The following is a 15,917-nucleotide window of genomic DNA, read 5'->3' on the forward strand; positions in this document are numbered from 1 at the left end:
GCATTCCGCGTTGAAGTTGCCCCTAAGAAGCCGATGGCGATGACAGGTAGATGACAATCATCATCTAAAACAGACATTCCTGTGCCGGTGGGACCCAAATGCTGCAGTTAGGTACAGTTCGCAATGTCAGAATTCCGCCAAGAGAGAATGCAGCGCTCGCACAAGCTGAAAGGCTTGATCCGGCGTATTGTAAAGAGTCGGCGTCACACGCACGCAGGCACCGTTTGCCACGCCATCACGATGCACGGTGAAGATGCGATGCTTGTCCACCAAGGCCTTCACGATAGCCTTGTTGTCCTCGACGCTTGTGACATCTCTGAAGCGAAAAGACGTAATGGCGGCATGCAGACGTCGGTCTGGCGGTGTCAGGATCTCGATCCGGTCGTCGTCGCGCATTTCCTCGGCCCATAGGTCGCGCAAATACGCCACGCGGGCGGCCTTGCGGGCCGGGCCGACAAGCTCATGGAAATCAAGCGCATCTTTCAGCGTCAGGAAAGTCGCGAAATTCGTCGTGCCTGTATGGATACGATGGTAGATCGTGCCGACACCTTCGGGCCGCTCGGAGATGTCCGGCGAGATGTCCGTCAGCCGGTCGCGGCGGATGTACATCAAGCCCGCGCCGATCGGCGCACCGATCCATTTATGAAGGTTGAAACCGATAAAGTCCGCACCAAGATCTTCCATACGAAAATCGATCTGGCCCCAAGAATGAGCCGCATCGACGATACAGTCCACATTAAAACCGCGCGCCATCTTAACAATCTCCCGAACCGGTATCATCAGGCCGGTGCGGTGGCTGATATGGGTCAGCAACAGAAGGCGCACGTTCGGATTGGCTTCCAGTGCCTGCCGGTAGGTGTCGATCAAGCCATCGAAGGTCACTGGTTCCGGAATGGCAATGCGGACGACCGACGCCCCTTCCCCTTCGGCCTTGGTGTCCATCGCCGTCTGGATGGAATCATAGTCCAGGTCGGAATACATCACCGCATCACCCGGCTTCAGACGGTTATAACCGCCGACAAGGCCCTGCAGCGATTCCGTGGCATTTCTGGTGAAGACGATCTCATCCTGCCCAGCGCCGAGAAAATCGGCGATGCGCGCATGGATCGGCTGGATGTCGGAGTAATAGTCCCGGCGGGCATACCAGGAGTTGTGGCGGTTCACTTTTTCAGTGTTCCGAACGAAGGCTTCCAAGACAGGTTTTGCCATCAGCCCCCAATATCCGTTCTCGAAATTCACGACATCCGGCGTGACGTCGTATTGCGCCACAATCGGACGCCAGAAGGCTTCGTCGCTCGCGATATCTTGCACTGTCCGCTCCCCTGCAGAGGCCGGCACCGGCGCAGCGGTACAGGCCGTTTCTGTCGTAAAGGACGCCGCTGCAACAGCGGCGCCCTTCATGACCAGTCGTCTGGTAAAGTCCATATCTCTTTCCGGAATCAGAAGCTGAGATCGAGGCGGAGGTAATACTGGCCGCCATCGGTATCATAGGGGGCGTTCCGGGAATAAATTAGTCCCCGGCTTGCCTGATAGGTCGCTTCGTCTGGATATTGGTCGAAAACGTTCTCGGCGCCCACGCGGACTGACAGATTATCGTTCACCTGATAGGTCGCGCCGAGATCAAACAGCACCATCGCGCCAAAATCCTGGAAGATGTCACCGGTGGAATTGCCCGAATAGTCACGCCATTCCCCATAGTAGCGCATCCGGCCAAAGACATCCCATTTACCAAATGCGTAATTGGCTTGAAGGTTTGCGGTATGCTCCGGAATGCCTTTCTCGAACCGGTCGGCCGAGGTTGTATTTTCAGCAAAGTCGCCACCGGTCACTTCGGTCTTGTTATAGTTATAAGCTCCGGTCAGATTCACCTGTCCTGGCCCAGCATTGAAGGCATAAGCTAAAACGAGGTCGAGCCCCTTCGTGCGCGTGTCAAAATCATTCTGGAAGAAATTGACTCGCGTAATCCCTTCCGCGCCCGCAACGCCTAGAGCGGCAAGCTCCGCCCGCTCCTCATCAGTGACAACAAAGGTCGACGATGTGCTCAGACGGTTGGTGACGTCGATCTGATAAATATCAACAGTCGCGGTCATGCCGAAATCGCTATTCCAAGCCAGACCGGCCGTGATGTTGTCAGACTCTTCCGGTTCGAGCGGAAGAATGTTCACGTCAGCACGCTGGCTGATCAGTTCAGCGACAGCACCTTGCGGGCTGAACCGGCCACTTGTGAAAATGTTCAGCGTCGTGGTGTCGAGCCCCTGATAGGTTCGCTCCGAGAAGAGCTGCCCTGGTGTGGGGGCGCGGAATCCGCTGGACGCAGTCGCCCGCAGGGCAAGGCCAGGCGTCACTTCGAAACGAGTCGACAGCTTGCCGGTCGTGCTGCTACCGAATTCGGAATAATCCTCATAACGGACTGCAGCGCCAACCGTCCACCGGTCTGTAATCGGGGCTTCCAGATCCACATATGCTGCATAGCTGGACTGATCCGAAGATCCGGACTGGTCTGGCGAGAAGCCGGGGAAACCGTTGGAACCAGAAGGGAAACCTTCGGCCGCGAGCGGTCCCACGGCAAAGGATGCATACTCACCCTGACCAATTGAATATTCTTCCTTGCGATTCTCCGCACCGAAAGCAAACGACAGATCGTCGGCCAGAAAATCCAAGCTGGCAAGGTACACGAAGTCGGCGTTCAGGTTGAACTCGGTCTGAGTCAGCGTTCCGATATCGAAGGAGGTCGGGCTGGCAGAGCCGAGCGAAGCGTTGATCGAGTCGTACATGAAGTATTCGATCTGATTCCGGCCATAGCTGGCACTGAGGTCATACGAAAATGCCCCGTCTCCTGCACTGCGCAAACCGCCGGTCAATGAAAAGTCGTTGTCGTCCTGACCAAAGCGCGGCGTAAAACCGGCCGGATAAATCTCAGAAAGGTCATAGTCCGGATCAATCGCGCTATCACCGAACGCGCTGGTCGAAAGAGGGTTTCTCCAGTTGAAGTCAGTTACGCCGGTACCGAAGCCGTAGGTACTGAATATGTAGGCTTCGTTGTTCGCTAGCTCGTATGCACCGTTCAGCGCGAATCTATATGCCTGGCGCTCTGGCTGACCCCAGTTCTGAACCGGATTCGGCACTTTAATGTCTGGAAAGGCTTCCTGCAGGGCGATGGCATCAGCACGCTGACGCGAACGGGATGTTGGTTGCGCATCTGTGTATTCACCAGAAAGGTTCAGAAAACCATTGTCGAATTGAAACCCTTGTTGGGCGCCGATGCGATATTGTTCGCCATCGCCTTCATAATACTGGCCAGCCTGGGCGAAAGCATTCGTACCGGGTTCGTCGTCGAGGATAATGTTGATAACACCCGCAATCGCGTCGGACCCGTACTGAGCCGAAGCACCGTCACGCAGCACCTCAATTTGCTTGATGGCGTAAGACGGAATCTGAGCAAGGTCTGGCGCTTGAGCACCGTTGGAGCCAAGCATCGCAGAGCGGTGCATACGCTTGCCGTTGATCAGCACCAACGTGTGATCGGCTGAAAGTGAGCGCAGGCTGGCCGGACGGACAAAAACCTGACCGTCAGCCATCGGAAGGCGTTTGACGTTGAAAGACGGCACAAGTTGAGACAGCGTATCCATAACTTCGTCAGATGCTGTCAGATCAATGGCTTTTTCAGAGATGACATCTACCGGCGCGAGGCTATCGAACGCGGTGCGGGGCGCACCGCGCGTACCGGTGATGACGACCGTATCCTGGATGCTTGTATCGTCCTGATCGGTTGCTGTCTGGGCAATCGCTGCATTGCTGAAGCAAAGGGCGGCGCCCGATGCCGTCAGAATGAGTGCCTTGCGCAGGCTGATCGAAGTTTTCATGACTTTCCCCTCATGGTGAATTGTGCGGGGCGAAGCATCACACCCGCCGCCACGCTCCTGCGTGGACAAGGGGAAGACAGATCAGGTCGCCAAGACTTTCAGCGATTTTGCGAACTTCATAAAAGGTTCACCGGAGGCGCTATCAGCGTCCTTGCGAAATCACGATTTCCGTATCGTTTTCGCGTACCTCTATCGGGTAAGCTGCATCCAGACCGGCCAAGACCTGATCAATCTGTTTAACAGAGAAAGACAGGGTAAGCCGCATGTCCGCAGGCGCGCTGGGCGCGAGCCTGACCGGACGACCGCTGTATTGGTTTATATCCGCGACGATGTCATGAAGCGGCGCATCTACAAATGTGAGTCGTCCGGATCGCCAAGAGAGTTCCCGCTCAGCATCGAATGGCTCGACCGGCCCAAGACGCAAAGCGGCTGAGGAGACAATCCGGTCGCCGGCCCGCAGATCGCGCGCGGCCATATCAGTCATCACGCGGACGTGCCCGCTGTCGACAGAAACAGCCACCTGTTCCGTTCTCTTCTTTATACTGAACCGGGTGCCGAGAACTTGAACTCGCACACTTCCCGTATCGACGGTTAAAGGCCGATCTTTGCTGCGCGTAATATCGAAGTAGGCATTGCCTCCGACGAGCTCGAGGTTCCTCGTCGTCGCTGAGAACTCGCCTCGAACCTGGCTGGCACCACCCAGCGTGATCTCGCTACCATCAGACAAGGTGAAGGTCTTAATCTCGCCAATTGGTGTGGAAAGCTCGATCATTTCCGGAGGAACTTGCTGTAGCGTGAGCGAGCCAATGCCGACAGCACAAACCAGGCTCGCAGCGAGGCCTCCGCCCAACAATATCCGTCGCGACATCCTCCGGCGCGGCTGAAACGTCTCAATGTTGTTCTGATCCGTCAGGATGTTCTCGACATCTTCGACATCGGCCATCGCATCCCACAACTGGCCGGCCCGCTCGAACGCGACGCGCCGATCCGGATTTCCGGCGAGCCAATCAGCAAAGAGCTTTTGCTTTTCCGGCGCATTTTCTCCGGAAGCAAAGTACAATACCCATGCATGGGCTTCAGCGTCCAATGCCGATCCCGAAACAGGTTTTAAGGAAGAGTCAGGCTTCACGGGCTTTTTCATTGCGCAGCGCTACCCGTCCAGTTCGGCTTGCAGCAGGGCCATGACGCTGCTGAGCTGGCGGGAAATATCCGCCTCGCTCCAGCCGGTATCCTTCTTGATCTCCGCATAGGTCTGCCCTTTGAACCGGCTTCGCAACAGGATTTCTTTCTGCTTCGGCGACAGCAGCCGCATAGCGTACGCGACCCGTTCGAGATCCTGCTTTCCCATTAAGACAGTTTCGGGAGAGATTTCTTCCACCTCAGGAGAAAAATTTCCATTAATCTGGGTTTTGACGAAGTTTCGCCCACGCCGTAGCTTGTCGTTTGAGTTTAATCCCAGATTGATCGCCGTCTTGAACAAGAAGGCTCGGGGTGACCGGATTCGGCTGAGGTCCGTGAGCTCGGCGAGTTTTGAAAACGCAGCTTGCGCCACATCTTCTGGTTCAGGTGGCCCGACACCATGGATCTTCCTGAGGCGGCCAACCAATTCGCTGTAGTGGTTACGAAACAGGCTATTCAGGAAACGCGTCCGATCCGCCGCCTCGTCTCGCTCGCTACCCGACGCAGATGCGTTGACTATTTCAGTAAAAGTACCGGTTGGGACGATGTCGTCCGGAGAGGATGGTTTTGCCTGCATGTTGCGCCTTCAGGTCGTTGCCTGCGCTATTGAAGTAGAAACGCGACGGATTCGTGAAGCTGACTTGAAACAACTGTAACGAACTCCCGAAAAATCCATGCAGGCCGCTCGCCAAGGACACTGCGCTGGGTGCATCGCTACCAGTTTGCTTTTGGCAGGCCGTCAGCTCTGCGAACAGATTTCGTACTCTGTCATTTTCAACCATGGGAGAGCTTGCTTGCGCGTCATGCCCAAATTTTTAGAATGCTCAAGTCCTGATCAATACCTGGCGGGGGCACTGCACCACCGCGCCCCTCACTTTTCTTTGGGCTACCGACCACCCTCTCCGCAAACCATCTTGCGCGCGCCGATTATCACAATGACCCGCCATGACATCTGCTATCAAAAACCATTCACACGGATGATTTTGTGCGCTAATACTTGCGTAGCATTTGAGGCTGCTCAGGGGCGTAACGCCGCTCGACCGGCGCATGGGCCTGCGATTAGAGATGCAACTGCCCTCCAGCGTGGAGAACGTGACGAACCCTTCTCGACCGCACGGCGTTTGCATGAAGGGCTCAGAACTTTCCCGAAAGAACTTCTTTCAGGATCTGATTGTCCAGGGCGAGATCGGAGATTGCCTTGCGTAGGCGCCGGCTCTCCATCTCCATGTCATTTATCCGCTTCGCCTGGCCGACCTGAAGGCCGCCAGACTCCTTGCGCCACCCTGTAGTAGGTCTGCTCGGTCACCCCGATCGCATGCACGGCCTGACCCGTCGTCTCACCCCGGCTCAGTCAGACCTCCACCTCACGCAGCTTCGCGACGATCTCTTCAGGCTTGGCTCTCTTACCTATTCTCAGCTCCACAATCGAAGCCGACTCTCACTCAAATATCGGACCCGTTTTCGTGTGGCAGACCATGTCCGCGTAGAGCAAGTGGGTCTGCAGTGCGATTGGGATCAGATCGCTATCGTTTAAGCATCATGATAAATGCGAGGAATACTTCATGCCATTTGCAGTGCAAAAGTGTGTATTATGTAGTGCGCGGATTACCAAAAAAAGCAGGTTTGAAACGGACAGCCCGCGCCTTTAGCAAAAGCTCAACAAAACTGACTACAATCCTCTTTTCTATTCGAGACAAAGTAGAGAGAACGCTTCCGCGCTTCATCTAGGCTCGACAATAAAACGTATGGAGGAGAGGAATCAACTGGACTATCTCAAAGACCAGATCGTGTTCACTACCCGATCACTAGTCCTATGTGATCGAATTGGTCATTTAAATTATTGAATTGGACAGTTCTTTTAGTATACCAAGTAGAAGAAACAGTATGGATACCCTCATGTCCAACCGCCGCTTATACAAAGCCGTCGCCGACGAAATCAAAGCAATGATTGCGTCTGGCGCATATCCTCCCGGCTCGAGACTGCCCGGAGAGCGTGACCTTGCAGAGCGATTCGGCGTCAGCCGGGTGGTCATACGAGAAGCTGAAATTGCTTTAGAGACCCTTGGGTTTGTAGAGATCAAGGTAGGTTCTGGCGCGTACGTGACGGAGCCGGAAACGATGGTTGACCCTCCGCTCGTTACAGCTAGTGCGTTTGAACTAACGCAGTTGCGTCTTCTTTTTGAGCCAGAGTGTGCAGCGCTCGCCGCGATGTCTCTCCGCGATGATGAGATCGCAAAGCTCGACGCAACTGTAGAACAGATGATTGAACACGGAGATGATCTCGAACTGGCTGAAGCTGCTGACCGAGAATTCCACTTCCTCATCGCTCGGCTCACCGGCAACGCGCTTATCGAGCACTTTATCTCCCAAATCTGGAACATTCGGACAGATGTGGATGAGGTCCGCAACGTCTACCATAGTGTTTGCGAAAGAGATTCGCATGTGCGCGTCGACGAACACTCTCAGATCCTTGATGCGATTCGGCGCCGTGATCCCGAAGGAGCTCGCCGCGCCATGAGACACCATTTCACCAGACTTCTTGAGTCGCTTCTTGAACAATCGGAACGGGAAGCCATTGAAGAGGCCAAACAACGCACACGCGCCAACAGAAACCGATTTCTTGGTAGCGTAGGCTGATCTGACGGCGCAACAGTCCGAATATCCCGGCAGCTAGTATGGCTGCGTCCACGGGTTATTGGGCGGCAAAAAACGCTACCCGCTGAATCACAACCCGAAACCTTCCAGCCAGAAACGCGGACACACGACCGATCTCTCCAGGCGAACTGAGCAAAGCGGTTACATCACGCACACTTAACCGCCTTTTCTGCAAATTGGTTTACCAATTATTGAGCGCAGGCACCCCATTCTTGCGCCTTAGTGGACGAACCAATTTCTTATTTTGGTCCGAACTTTTTGTTGACAACTGATGACATGTGCCCGAGACACCTCCCCAATAAACAAAAGATCCTTGGGAGGAGCACTAGATCATGAACCATTCACGTACCCCTGCACGCTGCAACACCGCCTTACCCACCAGCCTCGCATTCGGCTCGCGTCTGCTCGTTACAACAGCTCTGGCTGGATTGGCGTGCTCTACGCCAGGTTTCGCGCAGGAAGCGGCAAAGCGCGTAGAAAATACAGAGGCGGACGCTGTGCAGGAGACCGTTGTCGTAACAGGTATCCGACGCACACTGCAGAACTCAGTACTCGACAAGAGAGAGGCTACCTCGATAACCGATGTGATTACATCAGACGAAATCGGAAACCTTCCGGCATTGTCTATTGGGGAAGTGCTCGAAACTATCCCAGGAGCGGGCGCAAATCGGAGCCGGGTTGGCGCGACCGAATTCGCCCTGCGTGGCCTAGGTCCTTTCTTCGGGGCAACAGCTTTCAATGGACGAGAAGCGTCAAACGGAAGTGGGGATCGATCCGTCAATTTCTCGCAGTTCCCCTCTGAACTGATCAACACGGTTCGTGTGTATAAATCCCAACAAGCCAATCAAATTGAAGGCGGCATTTCGGGTGTCGTCGAACTGGAAACCCTACGTCCCCTGTCAGCTGCGCGTCGCGCGATCCAGGTCGAAGTCAAAGGAAACTACAATTCCATTCAGGATGGTCTGGAGGACAATGAGCCGGGCTGGCGCGGCACGGCAAGCTATGTGGACCAATTTGCTGGAGCAAGCTTCGGCAAGCTTGGTGTATCGCTGGGCGGGCAAGTCAATCGCATCAATAACCCGATCGATACTTATGGTACGAACACGACTCAATTGGCCTGCAATGACACAGTTGATGCAACAGTCTGCCCCGAGGTTTCCCGAACTGATGTCGAAAATGGAGTACCCTACTATCTCAGCACAACTTCTCGTTCCTTTCGACAAACAGAAACGGACGATAGTCGAGACGCCGTTTTTGCAGCCATACAATGGCAGCCAAACGATCGATGGGAGGTCAATTTGGATGGCCAGTGGTCCGTCGCAAATTTCGGCGAAATCCGTTATGATTTCGGCGTTACCGAAGCCCATGCGTTTGTCACTGACCGGGTTGTAGATGACCGCGGTATTCTGCGGTCTTATAGTGGAATATCTTCTGTAGACTCCTATTCTTCATTGCGCGACAGAGAGGAAACCTATTGGGGTGGCGGCCTTAACGTGTCATGGCAAGCGACCGAAAAACTGAATATTTCGGGAGATCTGTCATACTCGGACACCGAGAGGGTTGATGAACAGTTTCAAACCCGCCTGAGAACAGACGCTTTTGACATCTATGGCAATGTCACCCCCGTTGCCAATCAACGAATCGCCTATTCTTACGATGCCAGCGGCGACGAAGTGCCAGCGATTACTTTTGATCCGCGTTTTGACATAAACAATCACGATCTCTTCAGTGACGATTTAATCATCGCCAGAGGTGACCTAATAAACAAGAACTCCATCTCCGCCATCAGGCTGGATGCTGACTATGCGCTAAATTCTGGCTGGCTCAAGGCGGTAAAGACAGGTTTACGAGTGTCGGAACTCCGGTACCAGAAATTGAATGACGACTTCAGGTATACCCAGACGGACCGCGCTGTTGACCAAGCTGTGAACCTGGCCTGCCGGATCGACTTTCCGCAGGACAACTTTCTCAAATCTTCTGATACCAACACGATCACTAGCTGGGCAACGTTCGATCCAGCCTGTCAAATACGCGAGTACTTGGGCGAGGACCCATTACGGCTGCGTGATGGCAGCTTCGAAGATACTGGCAACGTCGACGTGACAGAAGAGACCGTAGCGCTTTATGCAATGGGGGAATTTGAAACGTCAATCGGAGACCTTCCCTTAACTGGAAATGTCGGTCTACGTCTCATCAACACCAATGTCACTTCCACGGGTCTACGGAGTGACTTCACGATGGTCAACAATGGTGACGGCACGATCCGACTCGAAGAAACAGGCGGATTTCAAGCTTATGATTTCACCCACGACTATACAGAGGTGCTGCCCAGCCTGAATACAACACTGGAGCTAAGCGACGAACTATTGGCCCGGGCGGCAATCTACCGTGCCATGGTCCGCGCCGACCCTAGTGATCTCGGAGCTGGACGAGATATTCAGATAGAGGCTGGAAATTTCACAGATGCGCAATCTGCGATCTCGGAAGTGATGGCGAACGGTAACCCTTCACTCGAACCGATGATTGCGTGGAACTACGACGTCTCATTCGAGTACTATCCAAATAGAGACTCACTATTTGCACTGGCACTATACTATAAGGTCTTCGAGGGGGCGACTATTCCGGTCGTTCAAACTGAGTCCTTCACAGTTGACGATGTCGTGTTCTCGGTACCCGTCACAGTCTCTCAAAGCACAGATGAAACCAGTGAAATTTACGGCCTTGAGGCCACTGCCCAGTATCGCTTTTCTGCTATCCCGCAAGCTTTCGGAGGCCTGACCGGTAAGGTCAGTTACAATTACACCGCAACAGACTTTGAAACCCAGGACATCCGTCTCGGCGCGGCATTGAACACCGCTACCGGAGAGATGGAACCCGCAATTGTCGATCCAGTTAGCCTCAACGGTCAATCCGACCACGTTCTATCTGCATCCCTCCTCTACGAATTTGGACGACTGGAATTGCAAACAATCTACAAGTACCGGTCCGAATACTTCCAAAAGTTCGTCGGTAGTGGTCGCCAGAATCGCTTGATCCGAGACGCGGGTGTCATCGATTTGCGGGCCAGCTACCGCCTTACGCCTCGCACACGCCTGTCGTTCGAAGCCTTGAACATCAACGACGAGCCCCGTCTATCTGACATGCCGATTTCAGGGAACATACAAGCCTACGAAGGCTTTGGAAAAAGCTACTTCCTAGGAATTAAACATCGGTTCTAGGCAAACACTGAAAGAGCGCCCCGCCTATCTCGCGGGCGTTCTACATTCAAATCAGAACAAGATGGTCATTCTATGAAACTCAAGCAAATATCACTCCTCAGCGTTTTTCTGACGATGGGATTTTTCTCTGGGTGTAAATCCGTTCCAGTTCCTAAGGCAGAGCTCGCCGAAGAATCCGCCAAGATACCAGCACTTGACATTATACCTTCAGAAACATTCCTCGATGTTGAGTACCTACAGACGCCCCAACGACCGCTTCATCTCGACATTTATCTTCACCCCAACGTTCACACCAGACCAACCCCAATTATTCTCTACTTCCATGGTGGTGGATGGGCCAGAGGCGCGCCTCCCGACAGCTGGACCGGCTTTCGACATTTCCTGAGCGCTGGCTATTCTATTGCCACAGTGGAGTACAGATTGAGTGGAGAAGCAAAGGCACCTGCGGCAGTACAAGATGCTCGGTGTGCTCTTAAATGGATTGGGACTAATTCGGATCGCCTTGGGATAGATCGCGAACGCATAGTGCTTTTTGGAACATCAGCTGGCGGACATCTTGCATTAATGACTGGATTGCTCGCTGAAACCAACGACATCGACATTCCCGAGTGTGAACAGCCACCTCAGGCGGCAGCGATCCTCGACTATTATGGCCCCTCGGACCTGACGAAGTTCACTTCAAAGAATGGTAAGCGCCACCCGACAATTGTTGCTTTCACTGGAGCGGGTGATGAAGGCAAGCGTGTTGAAGAACTTATTTCACCAATTAACCACGTATCTTCAGAAAGCTCACCTGTATTCATCGTCCATGGAACCGATGACCCCACTGTTCCAATTGAACAATCATACGATTTGAAAAAGTCCCTGGACGAGATGGGAGTACCCAGCACGCTCCATGTTGTGCCGCAGGGCAGACACGGCAAGTTCAATGATACCGAGCAGCTGAAGATCCAGGCAGAAGTCTTAGCCTTCCTGTCTGATCACGGCATAGATGACAACTCGGACGCTTTCAATGAAACACGCTCGTCCAGTCCGACCCCAAATTTGGAGGATCTTGAGAACCAATGATCAAGAACGCGTCTTCACGAACTCTGGCATTATTCCTCTCAGCGATGGCATCGTTCAGTACGATGAATGCCTACGCAGATAAAGCAGGACCGCAATTAGAGGCTCCCACAAGACCACACCAAGCTTCACTGTATGATGAAACCATCGCCCAGATAAAAACAAAGATACAAAGTCTCATAAAGTCCGGCGTCCCAGTTCCGGTTCCCGAGCATGCAGGGGGTGGCTACACTCATGAGCAACACAAGGAAAATGCGAAATCGATCTATGAAGCTGGGATGTTGTACAATATTACCGGTGATGACGAGTATCGCCAGTTCACCAAGGCCATACTCCTCGATTATGCCGACCTGTATCCTAAACTGGACTTTCATCCGAAACAAAAAGAGCAGTCTCCAGGACGACTTTTTTGGCAAAGTCTGAATGAAGCGGTGTGGCTCGTATATGTCATTCAAGGATATGAGCAAATCAAGAACGACATTGATGAAAACTCTCAACGCACAATCGAGTCAAACCTTCTGCGCCCCATGGCTGAGTTTTTGTCAACAGGACAGCCTGAAACGTTTAACAAGATTCACAATCACGGCACGTGGGCGACGGCCGCGGTGGGGATGACGGGATACGTGCTCGGCAATCCGACCTGGGTCGACCAAGCTCTTTTGGGACTAGAACAGAATGGAGAGGCCGGATTTCTAAAACAATTGGACGAGCTGTTTTCGCCTGACGGCTATTATGCGGAAGGTCCGTATTACCAACGCTATGCGCTGATGCCTTTCGTGCTTTTTGCGCAGGCCATCCATAAAAATGAAGCTCAGCTCGACATCTATAACTATCGCGAAGGCATCATTCAGAAGGCAGTTTATGCCACTATTCAACAAAGTTACATGGGGCGTTTTTTCCCAATAAATGATGCAATTCGGGAAAAAGGTCTCGACACGGTCGAACTAGAATACGCTATCGCAATACTCTATAGCCTCAATAGAGACAGCGCCCTGCTCTCGATCGCCAAACTTCATGATACAACCATTCCGACACCTGAAGGTCTGGCGCTTTCACGAGACCTCAAAAATGGACTAGCAACGGAGTACGAATTCAAGTCGACCCTGTTACGTGACGGATCCGAAGGTCGGCAAGGAGCGCTCGCAATCTTACGCTCAAACAACAATGACGATTCTGCCACAGTTGTATTCAAACCAACAAGCCAAGGCCTGGGACACGGACATTTCGATCGTTTAGGAGTTCTCTACTACGATAATGGCAATGAAATTCTAGCTGACTACGGCGCTGTGAGGTTCCTAAACGTTGAGCCCAAGGATGGCGGACGCTACTTGCCGGAAAATGAGAGTTGGGCAAAGCAGACGGTTGCGCACAACGCGCCCGTCGTTGATCAAGAAAGCCATTATTCCGGAGACTGGAAGAAAGCGCAGAAATTTGCACCGGAAGTTCTCGACTTTCATACATCAGACAGAATTCAGTATGCAGCCGCCCAATCTGTCACTGCTTATGAAGGCGTCGTCATGCAAAGGCTTGTTGCGATGGTACGCCAGAGTGATGATAGACAATACATCGTTGATATTGTTCGTTTACTGAGTGAAGAAAGCCACGACTACGATCTGCCGATTCACTTCAAAGGCCAGCTAATCGACACTAGCTTTGGACTTGAAAACGAACAAAGAAACTTGGAGCCATTCGGAAATGACAATGGCTATCATCATCTTTGGCGACTCGCACAATCTGAACCAATTATAAATCTGTCGCACTTCTCGTGGCTAGTTCGCGACCAGTTTTACACGGTTACCATTCGGGCCACGGAACCGATCACCGCCTACTACACTCAGCTCGGTGCTAATGACCCCAATAACAATCTCAGACGCGAGCAAGCAATGATCCTGCGTGCGCACGCGCCGAGCACAACATTTATCTCAGTGTATGAACCACATGGCCGTTACGACAATGCCGAAGAGGTAACAGTGTTCGAAGGTAGTTCCATAGTGGACATTTCGCAGGACAAAATCGGAGACGTGGACGAGTACTCCATAGTTAATTTGTGTGGAGATAAGATACGAATCCTCTGGTCAAATGACACTCAATCAGCAAAATCAAGTACGCCGATCACCTCCGACACTCAATCGAACTCGACAAGTCCGATTACAATCGACCTCTCCAGCATTGCACCAGGATCGGCACAGGAGAATCATGGACAATGAGTATTGCAATAGTTCAATCGGATTTGTTCTTGCACAGCCCACGCGAAGGGGCCGAAAATCTCGGCAATGGCATGTACCGAAAATTGCTTGGCTATGACGCGGACCTCATGCTGGTGAAGGTCTGGTTCGACAAGGGCGCCGTCGGAGAAGTCCATTCGCATCCGCACACGCAGACCGCCTATGTTGTCAAAGGAAAATTCGAAGTCTTTGTCGACGGCAAGACCGAGATCCTCGAAGCAGGCGGTTGTTTCTTTGTACCTTCCGGCGCTGATCACGGTGCGGTTTGTCTCGAAGAAGGTATACTCCTCGACATCTTCACTCCCGCCCGTGAGGACTTTCTGACTGGCGGAGGATATTGATCATGACGTTCAAGGGTCTAAGATGGTGGGTCGTCAGCCTGGTCGCGCTTGCCACAGTGATCAACTATATTGACCGGCAAACTCTCAGCGTGCTCTGGCCAGATATCTCGGCCGTACTCTATCCTGACAAATCAGCGGCGCAGGTCGACCAGATCTACGGCTTCATATCGGTCGTGTTCATTTTCTCCTACGCGTTCGGTCAGGCCATCTTCGGGAAAATTTTCGACTGGATCGGCACGCGGCTTGGTTTTGCATTGTCCATCGGTTTCTGGTCCATTGCCACCGTGCTTCACGCGTTTGCGCGTGGCGTCGTGTCTTTCAGTATCTTCAGATCAATTCTCGGTGTCGCGGAAGCGGGCAACTGGCCAGGAGCGGCCAAGGCGAATGCCGAGTGGTTCCCAACCAGGGAACGTGCGTTTGCTCAGGGAATCTTCAACTCCGGTGCGGCTATCGGCGGACTGATCTCGATACCAATTATTGGTTTTCTGTCCATTCATTTCAGCTGGCACATGATCTTCATCCTTGTCGGAATTCTCGGCTTTCTGTGGCTGGTACCCTGGTGGGTTCTGGTAAAATCCCCGCCCAAGACCCACCCATGGCTGAGCGACAGCGAAAGGCAGTACATCCTCTCCGGGCAGCTCAATCAGGACATCAACCAGGATGGTGAGCCCGATGATGGATATGCGCCTGGGACCGGCGAGATGCTAAGCCGCAAACAAAGTTGGGGGGTGATCATCGCGTCTGCTGCAATCGACCCGATTTGGTGGCTCTTCATTGTATGGATCCCTCTGTACCTGAACCGGGTCTATGACATGGAAGTCAAGGAACTCGCCCTGTATGCGTGGGTCCCCTATTTCGGCGCCATGCTGGGCGCGTGGTTTGGAGGCCTCTTGGCGCAGAACCGGATCAAGTCCGGATGGTCTGTCGATGCGACCCGCAAAATGGTGATTTCGATAGGTTGTCTGACCATGCTTCCGGCTCTGCTCTTGTTGGCAGATCCGTCGCTCGTGGCCACGATTCTAGGAATTTCCGACCCCGGAATAACCACACTCGCAACGATAGCTGTCATTATCATGGCGACCATCCTGTTTGGTTTCCAGACGGCCATAGGAAATGTGCAGACCCTGCCAAGCGATTTTTATAGTGGGAAATCTGTAGGCACGCTATCCGGGTTCTCCGGAATGGCAGCCAAGCTTGGGGCGGCCGGCCTCACCTTTCTCGTGCCAGTGATAACGCAGGGGGACAATTATGCTCCGGTATTCATCATCGGTGCCGGTCTCGCCCTCCTTGCGCTTTTCGCTGTCTGGGTCCTCTGCGGCCGCATCGAACCGCTGAGGCCACGCACCACGGAAGTTACCTAACAACCACACG

10 protein-coding genes are annotated in these 15,917 nt (G+C 53.2%); 6 read left to right on the top strand and 4 right to left on the bottom strand.

All coding sequences use genetic code 11. The annotated features are described in order from the left end of the window. Positions 1-126: 126 nt before the first annotated feature. The 4 genes from HF931_RS14445 to HF931_RS14460 all read right to left on the bottom strand — a co-directional run bounded on the left by HF931_RS14445 (position 127) and on the right by HF931_RS14460 (position 5,619). The gene (locus HF931_RS14445; RefSeq protein ID WP_273240646.1) at positions 127-1,425 is read right to left on the bottom strand and encodes an aminotransferase class V-fold PLP-dependent enzyme; all 1,299 of its coding nucleotides are present in this window, start codon (positions 1,423-1,425) and stop codon (positions 127-129) included. A 14-nt stretch (positions 1,426-1,439) separates the two neighbouring features. Then, a complete protein-coding gene (locus tag HF931_RS14450; protein WP_273240648.1) occupies positions 1,440-3,863 on the bottom strand; it encodes a TonB-dependent receptor plug domain-containing protein in 2,424 nt (807 codons plus the stop codon). Positions 3,864-4,005: 142 nt separating this feature from the next. Then, positions 4,006-5,004: a FecR family protein gene (locus HF931_RS14455; protein WP_273240650.1), complete on the bottom strand. Its 999-nt coding sequence runs from the start codon at positions 5,002-5,004 to the stop codon at positions 4,006-4,008. Between the two features lie 9 nt (positions 5,005-5,013). Then, the gene (locus HF931_RS14460; RefSeq protein WP_272983543.1) at positions 5,014-5,619 is read right to left on the bottom strand and encodes an RNA polymerase sigma factor; all 606 of its coding nucleotides are present in this window, start codon (positions 5,617-5,619) and stop codon (positions 5,014-5,016) included. A gap of 1,307 nt (positions 5,620-6,926) precedes the next feature. On the opposite strand from HF931_RS14460, the gene HF931_RS14470 reads away from it, so the two are divergent. The 6 genes from HF931_RS14470 (at position 6,927) to HF931_RS14495 (ending at position 15,907) form a co-directional block, all read left to right on the top strand. Next, entirely contained in the window at positions 6,927-7,679 is a 753-nt protein-coding gene (locus tag HF931_RS14470; protein ID WP_272983542.1) for a FadR/GntR family transcriptional regulator, read from the top strand. A gap of 350 nt (positions 7,680-8,029) precedes the next feature. Continuing rightward, positions 8,030-10,915 carry a TonB-dependent receptor gene (locus HF931_RS14475; RefSeq protein WP_273240652.1) on the top strand — a complete coding sequence of 962 codons (2,886 nt, stop codon included), beginning with the start codon at positions 8,030-8,032 and terminating at the stop codon, positions 10,913-10,915. Positions 10,916-10,987: 72 nt separating this feature from the next. Continuing rightward, positions 10,988-11,983, top strand: coding sequence for an alpha/beta hydrolase (locus tag HF931_RS14480; protein WP_273240654.1), 996 nt, complete (start codon positions 10,988-10,990; stop codon positions 11,981-11,983). Next, positions 11,980-14,187, top strand: coding sequence for a heparinase II/III domain-containing protein (locus HF931_RS14485; protein WP_273240656.1), 2,208 nt, complete (start codon positions 11,980-11,982; stop codon positions 14,185-14,187). The genes HF931_RS14480 and HF931_RS14485 overlap by 4 nt, the downstream gene beginning before the upstream one ends. Next, positions 14,184-14,546 (top strand): cupin domain-containing protein, encoded by a 363-nt coding sequence (locus tag HF931_RS14490; RefSeq protein WP_272983538.1) that lies wholly within the window; start codon positions 14,184-14,186, stop codon positions 14,544-14,546. The genes HF931_RS14485 and HF931_RS14490 overlap by 4 nt, the downstream gene beginning before the upstream one ends. A gap of 2 nt (positions 14,547-14,548) precedes the next feature. Continuing rightward, the gene (locus HF931_RS14495) at positions 14,549-15,907 is read left to right on the top strand and encodes an MFS transporter (RefSeq protein ID WP_273240658.1); all 1,359 of its coding nucleotides are present in this window, start codon (positions 14,549-14,551) and stop codon (positions 15,905-15,907) included. Positions 15,908-15,917 lie beyond the last annotated feature (10 nt).

The sequence above is a fragment of the Hyphomonas atlantica corrig. genome (assembly GCF_017795365.1).
Classification (GTDB): Bacteria; Pseudomonadota; Alphaproteobacteria; order Caulobacterales; family Hyphomonadaceae; genus Hyphomonas; species Hyphomonas atlantica.